Consider the following 20599-nt stretch of genomic DNA (forward strand, 5'->3'; position numbering starts at 1 on the left):
CCTGTTTACACAAACGCAATTGATATTCTAACCCGCAATTCTTGGGCCTGTTAACACAATGCGGCTACTCAGCGTCGCTCCTTGATTTCCACGCCCAGTGAGCGCAATTTTCGGTAGAGATGGGTGCGCTCCATGCCCGCCTCTGAAGCCATGCGGCTGACGTTACCAACGTGTTTCTCCAGCTGGTATTCAAGATAGGCCTTCTCGAACTGTTCCCGGGCCTGGCGCAGGGGCTGATCGAAGGAGACCGGAAATGACTCACCCCCTGCAGCAGAGACCTGCGAACCACCAAGTGCGGACTCTACCTCATCCTGGGATATGTCCTCGCCCACACCCATGATCAGCAGGCGCTGCACCAGGTTCTTCAACTCCCGGATATTGCCGCCCCAGCCGTGATTTCTGAGAAAATTCTGTGCGCCCACATCGAAGCGGCGATACTGGAGCTTGTCCTGCTCCACAAAATAATCCACGTAGGCATTGAGCAGGTCGGGTACATCTTCACGATGTTCGCGCAGGGCGGGGATGCGCAACGGTACAACGTTGAGATGATAGAAAAGATCCTCCCTGAACTTACCCGCTTGCACCAGGTTTTCCAGGTCGTGCTGGGTGGCGGCGACGATACGTACATCTATCTGTACCGGCTCTGAGCCACCCACACGGAGATAGGAGCCAGTATCCAAGGCGCCCAGCAGTTGAGCCTGCACCTCCATTGGCATATCCGCGACCTCGTCCAGGTAGAGGGTACCGCCCCCCGCCTGCTCCAGTGCACCATAGTGAACCGTGCCGTTATCTTCGCTGCCGAAAAGCTCAAGTGCGGAATTGCTGCCGGAAATGGAGGTGACAGATACATCCACGAAGGGTCGCTCACGCCGTTGACTCTGGGAGTGGAGATAGCGGGCGAAGGTCTCTCGACCGCTACCCGGTTCACCGGTGATCAACACCCAGGTGTCGTGTTGCGCGATGCGCTTTACCTGTTCCCTCAGACGCAGCATCACCGCGCTGTGACCCGTGGGTTCAATTACGTGAGGGGTGTGACGACGCAGGCCGATATTCTCCTGCTGCAGCTTGTCCGCCTCCAGTGCACGCTCGACGGTGAGCAGCAGCTTGGCCAGGGAGAGGGGCTTCTCCAGGAAATCGTATGCCCCGTACCGGGTGGCCTCCACCGCCGTCTCCACAGTGCCGTGACCGGACATCATGATCACGGGACATGGCAGGCCGTTATCGGCTTCCGCCCACTCCTTCAGCAGGGTGATGCCATCAACATCCGGCATCCAGATGTCCAGCAGCACCAGGTCGGGCCGGCGTTCACGCAGGGCACGGCGGGCGCTGGCGCCATCTTCCGCCACATTAACCTGGTAGTCCTCGTCAACGAGGATCTCCTGGACCAACGACCGAATATCGGGTTCGTCATCCACCACCAGAATAAAGGGACCACTCATCCCGCTTCGCTCCTCGAATTAGGGCCTGGAATCTGTGCACAGGCCGCCACATCACTCATGTTTGCCATAAGAACCGGAAGGCGTAGGATAACGCAGGCACCCGCCTTGGGGCGATTCTCGGCCCAGATTCTTCCACCATGCTCCTCTACGATCTTTTTCACGATGGCCAGTCCGAGCCCTGACCCCTTGGTCTTGGTGGTGACATAAGGTTCGAATAGATGTGACAGGATCTCTTCATCAAAGCCGACACCATTATCCAAAACGCCCAGCTCAACGAAGTGACAATCCGCCTCAACCTTCCTGCAGGTCGCCACCCTAACCAGGGGGGGCTCGACACCCTCAACCGCCTCCATGGCGTTCTTGAGCAGGTTCAAAAGCACCTGCCTGAGCCGTCGCGAATCAGCTTCAACCAGGGCACCATCCGTATTGAGCGAGTACTCCAATCCGGCCTCCATGCCTGCGCTGCGATAGAGATCCAGCACATCGGTAACCAGTGCATCAATCTCCACGGGCTCGGGATTCATCTGGGGTGGCTTGGCATACTCGGAGAAGGCATCAACCATATCCTTCATCGACTCAACCTGCTGCACGATGGTATGGGTGGCCCTGTCGAGCACATCTGAATCCTTGGGCTCCATCTTGTTGAGGTACTTATGGCGCAGTCGTTCCGCGGCAAGCTTGATGGGAGTAAGCGGATTTTTGATTTCATGGGCCAGCCGGCGTGCAACTTCCCCCCACGCGGCATCACGCTGTGCCCGCACCAGCGCGGTGATCTCGTCGAACACCAACACGTACTCCGCAAGCTCACCCTCCGGCTGCTCCAGGATCGTACCCCGGCACAGCAGGATCTGCCGCCCATCTGCTCCGTAGAGCACGATCTCCTCGCGCCAATCCTGCTGCTGGGACACCACGGCAGTTGTGATCGCATCAGAAAACTGCCTGAGATGGGGAGGCTGAGACGTCACATCGTCGAGAGAGAGATCCAGCAGGGTATCGCTATCCAGCCTCAGGATATCGTGGGCCGCCTGGTTGGCGGTGCGGATCGTACCTGACGGATCCAGCACCAGGACGCCCGATGAGAGACGTCGCAATACCGCTTCCAGGTAGGCATGCTGCGCCTCCACCTCGAGCTTGCTGCGGGTAGCCTCGTCCCGTGCCTGGGCGATGCGCCGGGTCATGGCATTGAAAGATGCCACCAGGAAACCCAGTTCGTCCTTCGCCTTGGGCAACGGCAGCTGCATGTCGTAGTCCCCGTCAGCCACCGCACGGGTTCCCTCGGCGATATCGGCAATGGGCGCCACCAGCCGCCGGGCGGAGTAGAACGCAGCCCAGATGGCGGCCAGCAAGCCGAACAGCAGAACCAGGGCCAGGGCGATGGTAAAGGTGTTCTTCAGGCTGGTACGCAGAAAAGCCAGTTCCTTGTAGCGGTTGTAAGCCCCCTGCACTGTTCCGGTCAACGTGGTGATGTCTGTGGAGGTGGTGTAAATGGCCTGCAGCAACATACCGCGTACGGGCTCGTTAACCACCACGCGTACCGTCAGGGGCTCATCTTCGCTGCCCAGGGTGAGTCCTACAAAATCACCTCCTGACCTGACCTGCTGCAGAATGGAGCTGTCGGGCTCATCGGGAACCAGGATAGTTGGGTCCACATTGACGCTCGCTATTACCTGCCCGGTGGATTCCAGCAGCACCAACTCGGTGGCTCCCGCTTTTTCACGCAGATCCTCGAGACTGAGGGAGAGACCCGCCACGGAACTGCCCTGCAAATCCTCCAGCAGGCGCTGGGTGGTCTTCAGTCGCTCACGTTTATGGAGATCCAGGGAAGCCTGGCTGAGCGCCAGGGCATCCTCCATCGCCTGGTCGATCTTCACGTCGAACCAGCTGTCGATACCGTGCAGAAGAAACTGTTGGGAGTAGTAGTAGACAACCGCCGCCGGAGCCAGGGAGAGCACGATAAAAACCACCACCATGCGCAGGGTGAGATGCGAACCCGAAGCGTGACTTCGATAACGGATCACAAGCTGGACAATATTGATACCGACCACGATCACCAGGGCGGCAAGCCCCAACACACTGGCGATCAAGAGTGGGATAAACAGCTGGCTGAGTCGCTCGGCATTCTGCACAGCGCTACTCATCAGGTGCAGGGAGAGCAGCACGAGCACCAGCAGCAGCACTGCCGGCAGGGCACTGGCGGTGAAATGCCTCAGGGCACCAGGAGCCATCGTTTCCACTCGCTGGTCAGCTTCCAGGCCGGGGTAAGATAGGCCATTGGCCTCAAGGGCAGCGGCAGCGCCTCGATGTCGAGAACGGTTTCCAGCGCAACTTCGTACTCGACACCCGCTTTCAGGTGGGTCTGCTCAAGAACCGGAAACTTGCGTATCTGCCCCAGGGCGGACAGGGCTGACTGGCGGGTCACAAAACTCTGCTGCCCCCCGGATTGCAGATCGGTCACCTGGTAGATCTCGGCCAGGGCCTGGTAACGAAGCTGGTAGCGCAGGCGAACATCCAGGACATCCTGTTCCCAGATCCAGGCGCCCTTTCGCCTCACCTGCAGGCGGACCTCGAGTGTCAGGGGCACGCCATTGGCCAGCGCCTCAAGGGCCTCATCGGAAAAACGGTAATCGATATCGGCGTTCAGCAGGTACTGCTCCTGATCCGGAACCAGCTCCATGTGAGTAACCTCAAAACCGGCATCTGCTGATGCAAATGCAGGAAAAGCCACAACGAGAGCCACCCAGACCAGGCCGATCAAGCTGATTTTTTGGTGGCAACTGTTACTCATTCCGTCTTTTCCAATCTGGCGTAGTAAAACCCATCCATCGTCCCTTCACCGGGCAGGGTCTGCCGTCCTACAGTTCTCGGATGGCCCCATTCGGTCATTATGGGCCGTTCCCGGGCATCCTGCTGCAGGTCCATAAACCGGCTCACCTGTTGTTCATTCTCCTCGGCCAGCAGGGAGCAGGTAGCGTACAAAAGCATACCTCCGGGTTTGAGCAAGGGCCAGATTGCATCCAGGATCTCTCCCTGAAGTTTCACCAGCCCATCGATGTCCTCATCACGTCGCAGCAGCTTGATATCGGGATGGCGACGTATCACACCGGTTGCGGAACAGGGCACGTCCAGCAGTATCCGATCATACCCGGCTTCCGACCACGCCCCCTCGGGATGCGCCGCATCCCCCTGGCAGACCGTTGCCTGTAGCCCCAATCTTTCCAGATTTTCATTGATACGCTCAAGCCGCGTCTCATCCACGTCGATGGCTGTAAGCTGCAGACTGTCCGGCACCATCTCAAGGATATAACAGCTCTTGCCGCCTGGCGCGGCGCAGGCATCCAACACCTGCTGTCCCGGCTGAAGATCCAGCAGTTCGGCGGCGAGCTGGGCGCCTCCATCCTGTACCGACACCTCTCCCTGAAGAAAACCGGGCAGGGACTCCACGTCACAGGGCCTGTCCAGTACAACCCCTGTTTCAACGCCAGGAATCGGCCTGGCAGTAATCGAGGCCTGCACCAGTTTGTCGAAATAGGCTTCACGAGTCAGGCGCGACCGGTTTACCCGCAAACTCAGTGGCGGGTGGCTGCGAAACACCTCCGCAATGGACTGCCAGTGATCCGGCCAGTTTTTCTGAAGCCTCCCCAACAGCCAGGCTGGCAGGGCATGCCGGGCTACCGGGTTGTCATCGATATCCTGTAACAGCTCATCCTGCTCCCTCTGGAAACGGCGAAGCACGCCATTGACCAATCCAGGCGCCCAAGGGCGCCTGCGCTTGAGAGGCCGGGCGGCATCCACCGTCTCCTTTACCGCCGCATGTGGAGGCACCCGCATCTGCATCAGTTGATAGAGCCCCACCATCACCAGCGCCTTCACCTCGCCATCCTTGGTCTTTATGGGGCGTTCGAGCAACTGGCCAAGCAACGCCTCAAGGGTCGGCCACCGGCGAGCCACGCCAAAGCAGATCTCCTTAACAAAGGCGCGATCCCGCTCCCGAACATTTTGCATCTCGGAGGCGAAAAGATCTGACAGGGATCGACCCTGGGCCATCTGCCAGACCAGGCGAGCGGCAATCCCGCGGGCATTCCCCCGGCTTGGCGCCTTCTCACCCTGAGACCTGCCCTTAGCCAAGCAGGACACCATCCAGCGAGTTGGCATTGAGAAAATCGGCTGCGCTCATGGTCCGTTTACCCGGTAGTTGCAGTGTGAGTATCCTGAGCAGGCCGGTGCCCGTTGCAACATCGATCCCTGCCTTGGAGCAGACCACCACCTGCCCCGGAGACCCACCGGCCTCCCCCTCCAGGGGCTCAGACTCCCAAATACGCAGTGCCTTGCCCTCCAGGTCCACCCGGGCCACTGGCCAGGGATTGAACGCACGAACCTGCCGATCTATCTCCACAGCGCTTCGGTTCCAGTCGATCCGCGCCTCGGCTTTTTCGAGTTTGGAGGCGTAGTTGGCCAGGGCATCATCCTGGATCTCCGGTTTGAGGCTTTGATCCGCTATACCCGGCAATGCCTCCATCAGCGCCTCGGCCCCCATCTCCGACAGCCTGTCATGCAGGCTGCCGCCGGTCTCCCCGGCAACGATCGGGCAGCGCTTTTTCAGCAGCATGGGACCGGTATCCAGCCCCTCCTCCATCTGAATGATGGTGATGCCCGACTCTTTATCCCCCGCAAGCACTGCGCGCTGAATAGGGGCTGCACCCCGCCAGCGAGGCAGCAGCGAAGCGTGGATATTGATACAACCCAGTCGCGGTGCATCCAGCGCCCGTCGCGGAAGAATCAAACCATAGGCAACCACCATCATCAGGTCGGCCCCGTGCTCCTCCAGGCAGAGCAGATCCTCTTCCGCCTTGAAGTTTTTCGGCTGAAACACAGGGATACCATGCTCCACTGCAACCTGCTTCACAGGGCTTGCTGTGAGCTTGCGCCCACGCCCTGAAGGCCGATCCGGCTGCGTGTAGACCGCCACGATCTCCTGCCCCGCAGCCAACAAGGCCTTGAGAGAAGGAACAGAAAAATCAGGGGTACCGGCGAATATGATCTTCATTTTGTCTCGCACCACCATCTGTCCGTGTTTTTTTATTCTTGTGGACCCGCCGGTTCACTCCTGAACAGCGGTTCCTTGAATTGGGACCGGTTTCGCAGCAATCCCCTGGAAACCGGATAGAGTTCTCTTGTGTCGACCAGGTTATCAGATGACCGGTGTTGCCGGGCGGGAGGCTGACTGGTTGAGACGCGCCTCTTTCTCCAGCTTCTTCCTGATGCGTTGGCGTTTGAGGCTGGAGAGATAATCGATGAACAGCTTGCCATCGAGATGATCGAGCTCATGCTGTATGCAGACCGCCAGGAGACTGTCGGCTTCGAGTTCAAATGGATTACCGTCTCGATCCAGGGCAGAGACCTTGATCCTGTCGGCACGGGAAACTTTTTCGGCGACATCGGGCACCGAGAGGCAGCCCTCTTCCATCTCCTCGATCCCCTCTTTGGCTGTAATCTCGGGATTGATGAGGCAGAGCGGCTGATTCCTCTCCTCGGAGAGATCGATGATCACGACACGCTGGTGAACATTGACCTGGGTGGCAGCGAGACCGATGCCCGGCGCCTGGTACATGGTCTCGAACATATCGTCGACCAGCCTGCGGATGGTGTCGTCCACATCCGCCACAGGCTTGGCCTTGGTACGCAATCTAGGGTCTGGAAAATGCAATATATCAAGAATTGCCATTGGGAATTCCGCAAATCTATAGTACAAAGATAAAAATTTTCGCTAACATTATGATCATACAGGATTCTGTGTCAGGATTCTGACCCAGTTACCTGTATCCCGGAACAAGTACATAGCAGAAGAACTGCAAAGGGACCGCCATGCTAACTTCCAGTAAAAAGCTTGCCTGCTTTATTTTGGGTCTTCTCCTCTCCACAGGTGCGCTGGCTGCTGATCCTGTAGCCGTCAACCCGGCCCACCCCGACCGTCACGTGGTTGTCCGCGGTGACGCCCTGTGGGACATCGCAGAGAAGTTTCTGCGTGATCCATGGCAATGGCCAAATGTCTGGCATGTGAATCCGCAGATTGAGAATCCTCATCTCATCTACCCGGGCGATATCATCACCCTGACCTATGTCGACGGGCAACCCCGGCTGAGCCTGCAGCGCGGCTCCCTGGTCAAGCTCTCGCCCCAGGTCCGCTCCACCCCGCTGAGTGAAGCGATTTCGGTTATACCCCTGGATGCAATTCATCCGTTTCTCACGCGCCCCTTCGTGGTTGACAAGGACGAGATGGATACGGCGCCTTACGTCGTCTATTTCGCCGACGAGCACCTGATGGGCGGCAAGGGCCTCAGGGGTTACGTTCGGGCTATCGAGAATACAGACAATAACAGGTACGACATAGTTCGCCCCGGCGATGCATACCGCGATGCCGATACTGACGAAGTGCTCGGTTACGAGGCGCTGTTCATCGGTAATGCCGACCTCCAGAAGACCGGCGACCCGGCAACCGTCGCCTTCAGCAACTCCGAACTCGAGATCCTGAAGGGAGATCGATTGATCCCGATCAGCCGCGAAGTCCAACTCGAAAACTTCTATCCGAAGGCCCCCGGCAGTGATGTCAGCGGCAGCATCATCTCGGTACTCAACGGCATCACCCAGATCGGCCAGTACAATGTCGTCGTCCTCGACCGCGGCGCCAATGACGGCCTGGCGGCCGGTCATGTATTGACCATCATGCATCGTGGCCGCACCGTCAGGGATGTGGTCACCCCGGAATCCGCTGACACGGTCACCCTTCCGGATGAACCGGCAGGCAACATGATGGTGTTCCGCACCTTCCCCCGGGTCAGTTTCGCCCTGGTGATGAAGGCAACCCGGGCCATCCACGTCAAGGACCGGTTCATCAATCCCTGACAGGCATGACATTGCAGACCGAGGGAAGGACCCCTCCTCAGAAATCCGGGAAGGCATCACGAAACAAGGGACTGGCCTATTGGCTGGCCCTTTTGCATGCCCCGGGACTGGGTAGCCGCGGGTATAACCGGCTACTCAAGGAGACCTCTCCCCAACAGGTTTTCGAGAATCCCGGCCTGGCCAATAAACTTGGGTCGGTACGCTGCGACCTGGGAAGCTACATCCGCAATCCGGACTGGGACGCGGTAGAAACTGACCAGCAGTGGGCCGAAGCAGCGGGCCACCACATCATCACCCTTGAAGATCCGCTCTACCCGGCACTGCTGGCAGAGATCGATGATCCACCTCCGGTGCTCTTCGTAGTGGGAGATCCTGCGTGCCTGGCATTGCCCCAACTGGCGATGGTGGGTTCCCGCAACCCCTCAGCCTCCGGCCGGCAGACCGCCAGGGATTTCGCCTTTCATCTTGCACGCTCCGGCCTGGCCGTCACCAGCGGCCTGGCCATCGGTGTTGACTGCGCCAGCCATGAAGGCGCATTGGAGGCCAACGGCATTACGATAGCTGTCACCGGCACCGGACTGGACAGGGTTTATCCCGCCCGCCACCACGAACTTGCTCATCGAATCCGGGACAACGGCGCACTGATATCAGAATTCCCCCCAGGCACACCGGTGCTGCCGGGCAACTTTCCACGGCGTAACTGCATCATCAGCGGACTGAGTGCGGGCACCCTGGTGGTGGAGGCCGCACTCAAGAGCGGCTCGCTCATCACTGCCCGCCTGGCCTCTGAACAGGGCCGGGAGGTGTTTGCCATTCCCGGCTCTATCCACAACCCCCTGGCCAGGGGCTGCCATCAGCTGATACGCCAGGGCGCAAAGCTGGTGGAATCATCCGAGGACATCATCGAAGAGTTGAGCCCTCTCCTCGGCACACTCATCCCTGACACCGGTGAAACCCCGCCCCGGAAACCCGACTCCGCCCCCCGGCAACTGGACGACGAGTATCTGCAGTTATTGGGCAACATCGGCTTCGACCCCATCCACGCCGACCAGCTGATCGAACGCAGCGGCCTCCCCCCCGAGACTGTTTCATCAATGTTACTATTGCTCGAACTCGAAGGTTATGTATCATCTCTATCAGGCGGACGGTTTTGCCTTACCGGCAAAAACTGACGCTGAAAGGCCTCCAACACGCCCCAAAACGGCGGGAGACCCGGAGATCGGCACCCAAAAGGTGTCACCAGAAGTCCTCAAACAAGGATTCAGAATGAACGAAAATGTCGTCGATATCCTCATCTACCTGTATGAAAACTACATGGATGGCGACCAATCCACACCCTCGGACCAGGCCCAGGTTCACGAAGAACTTCTGCAGGCGGGCTTTCCCGAGCGTGAAATAGACAAGGCATTCGCCTGGATGGACGAACTTGCCCTGCACCAGGACAGCCAGTCCTACAGTGATCACACTGAACACTCCATCCGAATCTACACGGATGAAGAACAGAGCCGCCTGGATGCAGACAGCCGCGGGCTGCTGCTGTTCCTGGAACAGAACAGCATCCTCGACCAGGCAAGCCGCGAACTGGTTATTGACCGGGCCATGGCCCTGGACAACGTCCAGATCACGATTGAAGAGCTGAAATGGGTGATCCTGCTGGTGTTGATGAACCAGCCTGGACAGGAATCCGCATTCGCCCAGATGGAAGACCTGGTCTATAACGACATCCCTGTCTTCCTGCACTGAAAAAAGACCCTTCGAGGGGGTAAAATTGCCCCCTCGATTCAAATGTCGCTTGCCTCAGAGCCTGAAATTCCACTATCCTCCGCCGCTTATCTAAGGAAAAGAGCGCCATTTCAAGCGGAAAATTCATGAATCTGGTCATTGTAGAATCGCCAGCCAAGGCCAAGACAATCAAGAAATACCTGGGCAAGGACTTCGAAGTTCTCGCCTCCTACGGCCATGTGCGTGACCTGGTGCCCAAAGAGGGTGCCGTGGATCCCAGCAACGATTTCAAGATGAAATACCAGGTCATCGAGAAGAACGACCGCCACGTCCAGGCCATCACCAAGGCGCTGAAAAAGTCGGACGCCCTCTATCTCGCAACTGACCCGGACCGCGAGGGTGAAGCCATCTCCTGGCACCTTTACGAGTTGCTGAAGAGCCGCAAGCACCTCAAGGACAAATCGGTACACCGGGTGGTTTTCAACGAGATCACCAAGAAGGCGGTACAGGATGCCGTTGCCAGTCCCCGCGAACTCTCCATGGACCTGGTCAACGCCCAGCAGGCGCGCCGCGCCCTGGACTACCTGGTAGGCTTCAACCTCTCACCCCTGCTCTGGAAGAAGGTGCGCCGCGGACTCTCCGCCGGACGCGTGCAGAGCCCCGCCCTGCGCATGATTGTTGAGCGCGAAGAGGAGATCGAGGCGTTCAAGGCACGGGAGTACTGGACCGTTGAGGCGGATCTTGCAAAAGAGGGCCAGAAGTTCACCGCCAAACTGACTCACTTCAACCAGGAGAAGCTGGAGCAGTTCAGCATCACCGATGGCGAGCGTGCCGCAGAAGTCGAAACCGCCCTTCTGGCGGCGGCAGACGGCAAGCTGCTGGTAGACAAGGTCCAGAAGAAACAGCGCAAACGCAACCCGGCCGCCCCGTTCACCACCTCCACGCTGCAGCAGGAGGCGGACCGCAAGCTCGGTTTCACCACCCAGCGCACCATGCGCACCGCCCAGCAGCTCTACGAAGGTATCGATACCGGCAGTGGTGCCGTGGGTCTGATCACCTACATGCGTACCGACTCCGTACACCTGGCAGACGAGGCCCTGGACGAACTGCGCGGCTTCATCACCGAGCGCTTCGGCGCCGAACAGCTGCCCAAGCAGTCCCGGGTTTTCAAAACCAAGTCGAAAAACGCCCAGGAGGCCCACGAGGCAGTACGCCCCACCTCGGTGCTGCGCACCCCGGACGAGCTGAAGAGCCACCTGACCAAGGATCAGCACCGTCTCTACGAACTGATATGGAAGCGCACCGTCGCCTGCCAGATGATCCACGCCACCATCAACACCGTGGCGGCAGACCTGGCCTGCGGCGAGGGCAACACATTCCGGGCCAACGGCTCCACCATCGCCAATCCCGGCTTCATGGCGGTCTACATGGAAGGCGTGGACGACGCCAAGAAAGGGGACGATGACGAGAAGATGCTCCCGCCCCTGGGCGAAGGTGAAAAGATCGACCTCGGCGCCATCCGTCCCGAGCAGCACTTCACCGAGCCGCCACCGCGCTACAGCGAAGCGAGCCTGGTAAAGGCCCTGGAGGAGCACGGCATCGGCCGCCCCTCCACCTACGCATCCATCATCTCCACCCTGCAGGACCGTGAGTACGTGCAGCTGGAGAAAAAGCGCTTCCACCCCACCGATGTGGGCCGTGTGGTCAACAAGTTCCTGACCAACTATTTCACCAAGTACGTGGACTACGGCTTCACCGCCAACCTGGAAGATGAGCTCGACGCCGTCTCCCGTGGCGAGGAGGAGTGGATCCCCCTGCTTAAACAGTTCTGGGCGCCTTTCAAGGACCGCATCGACCACACCCAGGAGAACGTCAAGCGCAGCGACGTCACCCACGAGGCACTGGATGAAAAATGCCCCGAGTGCGGCAGCCAGCTCTCCATTCGCCTGGGTCGCCATGGCCGCTTTATTGGTTGCACCAACTACCCAACCTGCACCTACACCCGTGATCTGAACGGTGACCAGAAGGAGCAGGAGGAGCCCCAGGTGGTGGAAGGCCGCAAGTGTCCGGAGTGCAGCTCCGACCTGGTGATCAAGAAAGGCAAGTACGGCAAGTTCATCGGCTGTTCCAGCTATCCCGACTGCTGCTACATCGAACCGCTGGAGAAACCCGAAGACACCGGTGTCACCTGCCCCAAGTGCAACAGTGGCACCATGATGAAGCGCAAGTCACGCCGCGGAAAGATCTTCTACTCCTGTTCCACTTACCCGGATTGCGACTACGCTACCTGGAATGAGCCCCTGGCCGAGCCCTGTCCGAACTGCGGCTGGCCGATACTCACCATCAAGACCACCAAGCGCAAGGGCACTGAAAAGGTCTGCCCCCAGCAGGAGTGTTCCTTCTCCGAACCGGCGGAAGACGCCTGATCAGCACCTCGGGCCGGAGTGATCTATTTCACCCGGCCCATTCGTCATTCCCCATTCCCTGCATTTTGTTTCCCCCGTCATTACATGAATGCCGGGAACCGGAAGGTCAAATCATCGAGCCAAACACCAACGCCTCACGAGTCAGCAACACTCTGTAACAATTAATTACCCCGCTGAAATCACAACCCTCGAACCATAGGGTAAGATGCAGGTCTAACAGAACCATAACCAACAACTCACGGGGATCTCCATGGCAGCAACAACCAGACGCTGGGTCACCCTGGTACCGATAATCATCGGCATAGCCGCCATCATGTTTCTGAAAAAGAACAAGATGGAACCGGTGCAGGAGCCCCCTGCCGAGAAGCCCCGCCTAGTGCGGGTGATTCCCGCCCCCAGTGTCACCATTGCCCCCAGGGCAACCGGCCACGGCACAGTGCAACCCGGCCGAACCTGGGAGGCGGTTGCCCAGGTGAAAGGCAGAATCGTCGAGAAACACCACCGGCTGGAGAAAGGTGCTTTCATCGAGGCGGACATCCTGATCCTGCGCATCGACCCCACTGACTATGAATTGGCCATCGCCCAGGCCGAGGCCGACATCCAGGCCACACAGGCACAGCTCAACGAACAGGACGCCAAGGACGCCAATACCCGGGCTTCCCTCAAAATCGAGGAGGCGGCCCTGGTACTCAACGAAAAAGAGCTGCAGCGCAAGCGAAAGCTGGTCGGCAAGGGCGGTGTCAGCCGCTCGGGCCTTGAGAGCCAGGAGCGCAGCCTGCTGAGCCAGCAACAGAGCGTGCAGTCCCAGAAGAACACCCTGAACCTGATTCCCACCCAGAAGGCGCTGCTCGAAGCCCAACTCGCCCGTCACCAGGCGACCCTTGCCACTGCCCGGCGCAACCTGGCAAATACAGAGATCCGCATGCCCTTCACCGGCCGCATCGCATCGATCAACGTGGAGCAGGAGAAGTACGTGAGAGAGGGTGAAGTTCTGGCCAGCGCCGACGGTATGGAGCGGGCCGAGATCGAGACCCAGATTCCCATCGACCAGATGAGCAGCCTGTTCCGCACCACCACCCAGGCCACTAACATCCTCAACCTGACCGAGCTGGAGGGCCGTAACGGTATTGGGCTGGATGCCCGGGTGGATCTGCGGGAGGGCGCCCTCAATGCCAGTTGGGAGGCCCGTTTCGCCCGCATCAGTGACACCCTCGACCCCAAGACCAGGACCGTAGGCGTCATCGTGGAAGTGGATCAGCCCTATTCCGGGGTCGAACCGGGCAGGCGCCCTCCCCTGTTCAAGGGGCTCTTCGTGGAAGTGACCCTCAGCGGCAAGCCCCGTCCCGATAGCCTGGTGGTGCCCCGCTCCGCCCTCCACGATGGCAGGGTGTACATTGCCAACGAGGAGAACCGTCTCGACATCAGGAAGGTGGAGATTACCCTGCTGCAACCCGAGTACGCGGTTATCGGCAGTGGCCTGAAAGCCGGTGAGCGCATCGTGGTCACCGACCTCAACCCCGCCATCCAGGGCATGCTGCTCGATGCCCGGGACGACAAGCGCAGCCTTGAAAGACTGACCAGCCTTGCCGGGAAGGGATCGAACTGATGATCGCCTTCTTCGCCCGCCACCCGACCGCCGGCAACCTGTTGATGCTGTTCCTGGCGATACTGGGCCTGTTTGCCCTCCCCGGCCTGCAGCGTGAAACCTTCCCCGACTTCGCTGCCGAGAAACTGCAGATCACCGTCCCCTACCCCGGCGCCAGCGCCGAGGACGTGGAAGAGGCGATCTGCCAACGCATCGAAGAGGCCGTAGAGACAGTCAACGACGTGGCCGAGTTGAGTTGCGAGGCCCGGGAGAACCTGGCCATTGCAGTTGCAGAGATGGAAGAGGGGGGAGACATCGTCCAGTTCATGGATGACATCAAGAGCCAGGTGGAGGCCATCAACACCTTCCCCGACCAGGCTGAGCTGCCGGTGATCAAGGAACTGGGTCGCACGGACAACGTGGTTGCCATCGCCATCACCGGCCCCATGGCCTCCAATGACCTCAAGGCCTATGCCGAAGAGGTGAAAGAGACCTTGCAACGACTGCCCGAAGTCTCCCAGGTGGACATCAACGGGTTTTCCGACCGCCAGTTGCGGATCGAGGTGCCGGCCCGGGCCCTGCGCCAGTATGGCCTCAGCATGCCCGACATCGCCAACACCGTGGCGCGCCAGGGCATCGATCTCCCCTCCGGCTCACTGGAAACCAATGACCGGGACCTCCTGATCCGCTTCACCGATCTGCGCCGCACTACTGATGAACTTGCAGAATTAACAATAGTGAGCGCTAACTCAGGCGCCGAAATCCGACTTGGCAGTATCGCCAGTATCAGTGACCGTTTCGAGCTGGACGAGGACAAGATCCTGTTCAACGGCCGGCGAGCCGCGGTGCTCCAGGTGATTAAGACCAAGCAGCAGGACACCCTGGTGGTGAAGGATGCGGTGAACAGTCTGCTGGAGGGGAAGATACGCCCCACCGCCCCCCAGGGCGTGGAGTTTTTCATTACCCAGGACCGCTCCTCCATCGTCCGTGACCGCCTCAACCTGCTGACAAAAAACGGCGGCCAGGGGCTGATCCTGGTGTTCCTGGTGATGTGGCTCTTTTTCCAGGGACGCTTCGCCTTCTGGGTGGCCATGGGTCTGCCCATCTCGTTCCTTGGCGCCCTCTACTTCATGAGCGTGCTGGGACTCACCATCAACATGATCACCATGGTGGCGCTGCTCATCGCCATCGGCCTGCTGATGGATGACGCCATCGTCATCTCCGAAAACATCGCCACCCACCTGCGCCGCGGGAAAAGCGCCATGCAAGCGGCAATCGACGGCACCAAGCAGGTCTCACCCGGCGTCATCTCCTCGTTTCTCACCACCATCTCGGTATTCGCCCCCCTGGCCTTCCTCTCCGGCCACATGGGCAAGGTGCTGCAGTTCATCCCCATGGTACTGATCCTGGTGATCGCGGTGAGCCTGATCGAGGCCTTCATGATCCTGCCCCACCACTTGGCCCATTCACTGAAGCACCACGAGAAAGAGACCTCGCGCTTCCGCCAGGCCTTCGACAATCGATTGATCAGCTTCCGGGACAACACCCTCGGCCACATCGTGGATTGGGCGATACACCAGCGTTATTGGTTCATCGGCGGCATCGTCGCCCTTTTCCTGCTCAGCATCGGCATGCTGGTGGGGGGCAAGCTGAAGTTCCAGTCCTTCCCCGACATCGAGGGCGACATCATCGAGGCACGGCTGCTGCTGCCCCAGGGCACTCCCCTGTGGCGCACCGAGGAGATCGTCCAGCGCATCACCCGGGGAATCGAGGTCGTGAACCGGGAGTTCACCCCTCTTCAGCCCGACGAAAACCAGCTTGTGCGCAACGTCCAGGTGCGCTTCAACAGCAACCAGGATGCCGGCGTGAGCGGCCCCCACGTGGCCACCGTAACCGCCGACCTGCTCACAGCCGAGAAACGGACCGGCAACCTGGACGACATCATCAATCGCTGGCGTGAAGAGGTAGGTGAAATACCCGACCTGGTAGCACTCAACTTCAAGGAGCCTACAATCGGCCCCGGTGGTATCCCCCTCGAGATCCGCCTTACCGGACCCAGCCTCGACCAGCTGAAGCAGGCCTCCCTGGAACTCCAGGAGTGGCTGAAGCGCTACAAGGGGGTATTCGACCTCTCTGACGATCTGCGACCGGGCAAGCCCGAGCTGCGACTCAGGCTGCGCGACGGCGCCCTGGCCCTGGGCCTCGACGCCTCCACCATTGCCAACCAGTTGCGCGCAGCTTTCTATGGCACTACCGCCACCGAGATCCAGCTCGGCTCTGAAGCCTACGAGATCGACGTGCGTTTGGCGGCGGACGACCGCGCCACCCTCACCGATATCGAAGCGTTTCGCATCACCACCGCATCAGGGGCGCAGATTCCCCTGAGCGCCGTGGCTCATATAGAGCAGGACCGGGGTTACGCCCGCATCCAGCGCATAGACGGCGTGCGCACCATCACCGTCACCGGCGACCTCGACACCCGCGTGGCCAACGCCCGAGAGGTGGTGGAGCACACAAAAACCAACTTCCTGCCGGAATTGCTCAAACGCCATCCCGGGGTAAGCACCAGCATCGAGGGCCAGTCCAAGCAGACTGCAAAAACAGGCTCTTCAATGATACGCAGTTTCTCCATAGGCCTGATCGGCATCTTCATCCTGCTGAGCTTCCAGTTCCGCAGCTACGCCGAGCCGCTGATCGTGATGGCGGTGATCCCCATGGCACTGATCGGCGTGGTCTGGGGCCACCTGTTGATGGGGCTCAACTTCACCATGCCCGGCATCATCGGCTTCGCCTCCCTTGCCGGTATCGTGGTCAACGACTCGATCCTGCTGGTGGAGTTTCTGAAGCTGCGCATTCGCGAGGGCCACAGCATTGTGGAGGCGGCCAAGCTGGCCAGCAGGGAACGCTTCCGTGCGATCCTGCTCACCTCCATCACCACAATAGCCGGCCTCACCCCACTGCTGCTGGAGAAGAGCATGCAGGCCCAGGTACTGATACCCCTGGCCACCAGTATCGTGTTCGGCCTTCTCGCCACCACGCTGCTGGTACTGCTCGTAGTACCTGCCCTGTACAGCATCCTGGGGGACTTGGGCATCACCTCCACGGAGAAAGAGCAGGAACTGCTGGAGATAGAGACCGCCTGAAATTTCGCCGCGAGGGCGCGGCTCCCACAAACGCTCTTACTGTAGGAGCCGCGCCCTCGCGGCGATGGTAGTGGCACGAATCTTTAGGTGGCTCATCAAGGCACAAAGGCACGGCTCCGACTAAACCATCACTATGACCCCTACCTGTAGTTACAGTGTTTAAGTGCCAAGCCACGCCGTATAATGGCTGACCAGCAGTCAACCGGCCACAACATGCAGCGCGCCCACCGTATTCTCAACGACACCTTCGGCTACAGTGATTTTCGCCACAACCAGGAGGCGATCATTGCCACCCTGCTGGAGGGGAAAGATGCCCTTGCCCTGATGCCAACCGGCGGCGGCAAGTCCCTCTGCTACCAGATCCCATCCCTGGTCCGGAATGGTGTGGGCATCGTCATTTCGCCCCTGATCGCACTGATGCAGGACCAGGTGGACGCCCTGCGCCAAATCGGCATCCGGGCTGCCTTCATCAACTCAAGCTTGAACACGGCAGAGCGCCAGGGGGTGGAACAGGCCCTGCTCGCCGGCGAGCTGGACCTGCTCTATGTCGCCCCCGAGCGGCTGCTGATGCCCGGCATGCTGGATATGCTGGACCAGCTGGAAATCGCGCTGTTCGCCATCGACGAGGCCCACTGCGTCTCCCAGTGGGGCCACGATTTCCGCAAGGAGTACCAGCGTCTTTCGGTACTGCACCAGCGTTTCCCGGCAGTTCCCCGCATCGCCCTGACCGCAACCGCAGACGAGCGCACCCGTAGCGAGATCATCGAGCAGCTACAGCTGGAACAGGCAACCCATTTCTTCAATAGCTTCGACCGCCCCAACATTCGCTACACCATTGCCGAGGGCCAGAACGGCAGGGACCAGCTGTGGCGATTCCTGGAGCAGGAGCACCCCGAAGATGCCGGCATCGTCTACTGCCTGTCGCGCAAGAAGGTGGAGGACGTTGCCCAGTGGCTCACCAGCCGAGGACGTACCGCCCTGCCCTACCACGCCGGACTCTCTGACGAGACCCGCCGGGAACACCAGGCCCGCTTTCTGCGCGAGGAGGGCGTGATCATCTGCGCCACCATCGCCTTCGGCATGGGCATCGACAAACCCGACGTGCGCTTCGTGGCTCACCTCAACCTACCCAAGAGCATCGAGGCCTACTACCAGGAGACCGGGCGTGCCGGACGCGACGGGGAACCGGCCAACGCCTGGATGAGCTACGGCCTGCAGGACGTGATCACCCTGCGCCAGTTCACCCAGAACACCGACGCCGAAGAGCAGTTCAAGCGCATCACCCACCACAAGCTGGAGGCGATGCTGGGGCTGTGCGACATCACCGGTTGCCGCCGGCAGACGCTGCTCGGCTACTTCGGCGAAGCGTTGGTCGAGCCCTGCGGCAACTGCGACAACTGCATCACACCGCCCGATACCTGGGACGCCACCGAGTCGGCCCGCAAGGCCCTCTCCTGCGTCTACCGCACCGGGCAACGCTTCGGGGTCAACTACGTCATCGACGTCCTCAAGGGCAAGGAGGACGAGCGCATCCAGCGGTTCGACCATGATCACCTGAGCACCTTCGGCATAGGCAAAGAACTCGACAGCACCGGCTGGCGCAGCCTGTTCCGACAGCTTATATCCCTGGGGTACCTGGAGATCGACGCCGAGGGCCACGGCGCCCTGCGCCTGAGTGAGAAATGCCGCTTACTGCTTCGCGGAGAAGAGACACTCGAACTGCGCAAGCAGCGCAAAGCCACAAAAAAGGAGAAGCGCAGCAAAGCATCGGGAAGCCTGCCCCCCTGGCATCAACCCCTGTTCGAAGCCCTGCGCAGCCTGCGCCTGGAAATCGCCCAGGAACAGGGGGTTCCGCCCTACGTCATCTTCCATGACAGCACCCTCCAGGAGATGGCCGGGAAGCGGCCCGACTCCCTGGAGCGCATGCGCTACATCAGCGGCGTAGGCGAAAAGAAGCTCCAGGCCTACGGCGTGCAGTTTCTTCAGTTGATCCAGGAGCACCCCCTGCCCGAAATCCTCGACAACCGGCTCAGCGACACCATCAACGAGACCCTCAACCTGCACAACCAGGGACTGGATGCCGAGGCGATCGCCCGCCAGCGTGAGCTGAAGGCCACCACCGTCTACAACCACTTTGCAGAGGCCATCGAGACAGGCATGGTGGATGCGCGAGAGGTGCTACCTCTTAGCGACGCTCAGTACGCGGAAGTCCTGAACACCATCGAATTGCTGGGCATCTGCGAAGAGGGCCGGGTGAAACCCCTATTCGAAGCCCTCGACGAGACCTACGACTACGGCATCCTGAAATGCGTTGTGGCTGCTGAATGTCTTTAGGCACCCAACTCAGAGATGAACCCATACCTCGGTAAGCGTGCCAATGTTCAGAGCACCAACCCAACCAAACCGTAGATCGCAAACGAGCCACTCACCAGGAAACCTATAACCGGCACCCATCTCGGCACCGTCCAGATGCCTTCCGGGACCGGCTTCCCCTTGAGCCATGCGAGTGAGAGGTTGACCAGGGAAAAAACCATGAGCGTAATGATCGAGGTGGCCGTAGCCAACTCCACCAGCGGAAACCAGAGCGCCAGCACCGCGATCAACAGCGTGATCAGCGCAGTGGCAATCAGCGGTGTCCTGGTTTTGGGGTGGATGTAAGCAAGCCGACCAGGAAGGCTGCCCATGTTTGCCAGGCCGTATAACACCCGGGAGGCGAGTATGACCTGGATCAGGGCGCTGTTGATGATGGCGAACAGCGCCACCATGCTGATCAGCGTCGCCTCCTCTCCCGTGCTGTACTCGTAGACCAACGCCAGCGGCGCCTCGCTCGCCGCGAGCTGCTCCAGGGGAACCGTCAGCACGGCGACCAGGCTGAGCACGACATACAGCAGGGTGGTCACCACCAGGGTAATCACGATCCCCAGCGGGAGAATCCGATCCACCTATTTCACCTCTTCGGCCACGTTGACCATATCCTCGAAGCCGAGAAAGGCGTAAAAGGCCAGCAGAGAGGCAGCCAGCACGCCGGTCCAACCCGAGGGATCGCCAACGGAAAACAGCTCCGGAAGCCTTGGGGGTAAAGTTGTAAAACCCTCCCGGGCCACCCAGATCACCAGCAGCAGCCCCCCCGATCACCACCAGCGTGATTACCGATGCTGTCAATACGGACTCGTTGATGCCCAAGGCAGCGATCATCCCCAGCATCAGCACGAACACCACCGTCGCACCCCCTCCTGGCAACCCAGTAAACTCACCGAGGTAGCCGACAAAGGCATTGGCAAGGGTGGCCCTAGTGGGTCACGCGTAAAGTTAACAATCGAATTGTGTAGCTTGATATAATGAGGCATGGCAAATAAAACAGCACCATTTTGTATCACAAAAGAT

Annotated in this window: 15 protein-coding genes; 7 read left to right on the top strand and 8 right to left on the bottom strand. The window is 59.8% G+C overall.

Annotated elements, in window-relative coordinates; translation table 11 throughout:
- Positions 1-68: 68 nt before the first annotated feature.
- The 6 genes from BOW53_RS02020 to def all read right to left on the bottom strand — a co-directional run bounded on the left by BOW53_RS02020 (position 69) and on the right by def (position 7161).
- Entirely contained in the window at positions 69-1439 is a 1371-nt protein-coding gene (locus BOW53_RS02020; protein WP_078485856.1) for a sigma-54-dependent transcriptional regulator, read from the bottom strand.
- A complete protein-coding gene (locus BOW53_RS02025; RefSeq protein ID WP_078485857.1) occupies positions 1436-3664 on the bottom strand; it encodes a sensor histidine kinase in 2229 nt (742 codons plus the stop codon). The genes BOW53_RS02020 and BOW53_RS02025 overlap by 4 nt, the downstream gene beginning before the upstream one ends.
- Positions 3646-4224 (bottom strand): DUF4390 domain-containing protein, encoded by a 579-nt coding sequence (locus tag BOW53_RS02030; protein WP_078485858.1) that lies wholly within the window; start codon positions 4222-4224, stop codon positions 3646-3648. The genes BOW53_RS02025 and BOW53_RS02030 overlap by 19 nt, the downstream gene beginning before the upstream one ends.
- Entirely contained in the window at positions 4221-5573 is a 1353-nt protein-coding gene (rsmB, locus tag BOW53_RS02035; protein WP_425442882.1) for a 16S rRNA (cytosine(967)-C(5))-methyltransferase RsmB, read from the bottom strand. Before rsmB ends, BOW53_RS02030 begins: the two co-directional genes overlap by 4 nt.
- Positions 5557-6483 (bottom strand): methionyl-tRNA formyltransferase, encoded by a 927-nt coding sequence (gene fmt, locus BOW53_RS02040; protein WP_078485869.1) that lies wholly within the window; start codon positions 6481-6483, stop codon positions 5557-5559. The genes rsmB and fmt overlap by 17 nt, the downstream gene beginning before the upstream one ends.
- Before the next feature lie 144 nt (positions 6484-6627).
- Positions 6628-7161, bottom strand: a complete 534-nt coding sequence (gene def / locus BOW53_RS02045; RefSeq protein ID WP_078485860.1) for a peptide deformylase — start codon at positions 7159-7161, stop codon at positions 6628-6630.
- Between the two features lie 140 nt (positions 7162-7301).
- Here def and BOW53_RS02050 point away from each other — a divergent pair, with 140 nt between their 5' ends.
- The 7 genes from BOW53_RS02050 (at position 7302) to recQ (ending at position 19549) form a co-directional block, all read left to right on the top strand.
- Positions 7302-8339, top strand: a complete 1038-nt coding sequence (locus tag BOW53_RS02050) for a LysM peptidoglycan-binding domain-containing protein (protein WP_078485861.1) — start codon at positions 7302-7304, stop codon at positions 8337-8339.
- Between the two features lie 5 nt (positions 8340-8344).
- Positions 8345-9511, top strand: a complete 1167-nt coding sequence (gene dprA / locus BOW53_RS02055) for a DNA-processing protein DprA (RefSeq protein ID WP_078485862.1) — start codon at positions 8345-8347, stop codon at positions 9509-9511.
- Positions 9512-9605: 94 nt separating this feature from the next.
- Positions 9606-10082 carry a Smg family protein gene (locus tag BOW53_RS02060; protein ID WP_078485863.1) on the top strand — a complete coding sequence of 159 codons (477 nt, stop codon included), beginning with the start codon at positions 9606-9608 and terminating at the stop codon, positions 10080-10082.
- A gap of 125 nt (positions 10083-10207) precedes the next feature.
- On the top strand, positions 10208-12487 hold the full coding sequence (topA, locus tag BOW53_RS02065; RefSeq protein ID WP_078485864.1) for a type I DNA topoisomerase: 2280 nt from the start codon (positions 10208-10210) through the stop codon (positions 12485-12487).
- A 250-nt stretch (positions 12488-12737) separates the two neighbouring features.
- Positions 12738-14093, top strand: coding sequence for an efflux RND transporter periplasmic adaptor subunit (locus BOW53_RS02070; RefSeq protein WP_078485865.1), 1356 nt, complete (start codon positions 12738-12740; stop codon positions 14091-14093).
- Positions 14093-17215, top strand: a complete 3123-nt coding sequence (locus BOW53_RS02075; protein WP_078485866.1) for an efflux RND transporter permease subunit — start codon at positions 14093-14095, stop codon at positions 17213-17215. The genes BOW53_RS02070 and BOW53_RS02075 overlap by 1 nt, the downstream gene beginning before the upstream one ends.
- A gap of 183 nt (positions 17216-17398) precedes the next feature.
- Complete coding sequence (recQ, locus tag BOW53_RS02080) at positions 17399-19549, top strand: DNA helicase RecQ (protein ID WP_425442881.1); 2151 nt, start codon at positions 17399-17401, stop codon at positions 19547-19549.
- A gap of 47 nt (positions 19550-19596) precedes the next feature.
- On the opposite strand, the gene BOW53_RS02085 is transcribed toward recQ, so the two are convergent.
- Positions 19597-20157 carry an APC family permease gene (locus BOW53_RS02085; protein WP_078485867.1) on the bottom strand — a complete coding sequence of 187 codons (561 nt, stop codon included), beginning with the start codon at positions 20155-20157 and terminating at the stop codon, positions 19597-19599.
- Positions 20158-20328 (bottom strand): hypothetical protein, encoded by a 171-nt coding sequence (locus tag BOW53_RS12665; protein WP_172838731.1) that lies wholly within the window; start codon positions 20326-20328, stop codon positions 20158-20160.
- Positions 20329-20599 lie beyond the last annotated feature (271 nt).

Origin of the sequence: Solemya velesiana gill symbiont (assembly GCF_002020805.1) — a bacterium.
Classification (GTDB): domain Bacteria; phylum Pseudomonadota; class Gammaproteobacteria; order Chromatiales; family Chromatiaceae; genus Sedimenticola_A.

Excerpts from the sequence above, each read along its gene's own strand:
- BOW53_RS02020 (WP_078485856.1), bottom strand. The coding sequence starts at position 1,439 with ATGAGTGGTCCCTTTATTCTGGTGGTGGATGACGAACCCGATATTCGG.
- BOW53_RS02025 (WP_078485857.1), bottom strand. The coding sequence starts at position 3,664 with ATGGCTCCTGGTGCCCTGAGGCATTTCACCGCCAGTGCCCTGCCGGCA.
- BOW53_RS02030 (WP_078485858.1), bottom strand. The coding sequence starts at position 4,224 with ATGAGTAACAGTTGCCACCAAAAAATCAGCTTGATCGGCCTGGTCTGG.
- fmt (WP_078485869.1), bottom strand. The coding sequence starts at position 6,483 with ATGAAGATCATATTCGCCGGTACCCCTGATTTTTCTGTTCCTTCTCTC.
- def (WP_078485860.1), bottom strand. The coding sequence starts at position 7,161 with ATGGCAATTCTTGATATATTGCATTTTCCAGACCCTAGATTGCGTACC.
- BOW53_RS02050 (WP_078485861.1), top strand. The coding sequence starts at position 7,302 with ATGCTAACTTCCAGTAAAAAGCTTGCCTGCTTTATTTTGGGTCTTCTC.
- dprA (WP_078485862.1), top strand. The coding sequence starts at position 8,345 with ATGACATTGCAGACCGAGGGAAGGACCCCTCCTCAGAAATCCGGGAAG.
- BOW53_RS02060 (WP_078485863.1), top strand. The coding sequence starts at position 9,606 with ATGAACGAAAATGTCGTCGATATCCTCATCTACCTGTATGAAAACTAC.
- topA (WP_078485864.1), top strand. The coding sequence starts at position 10,208 with ATGAATCTGGTCATTGTAGAATCGCCAGCCAAGGCCAAGACAATCAAG.
- BOW53_RS02070 (WP_078485865.1), top strand. The coding sequence starts at position 12,738 with ATGGCAGCAACAACCAGACGCTGGGTCACCCTGGTACCGATAATCATC.
- BOW53_RS02075 (WP_078485866.1), top strand. The coding sequence starts at position 14,093 with ATGATCGCCTTCTTCGCCCGCCACCCGACCGCCGGCAACCTGTTGATG.
- recQ (WP_425442881.1), top strand. The coding sequence starts at position 17,399 with ATGGCTGACCAGCAGTCAACCGGCCACAACATGCAGCGCGCCCACCGT.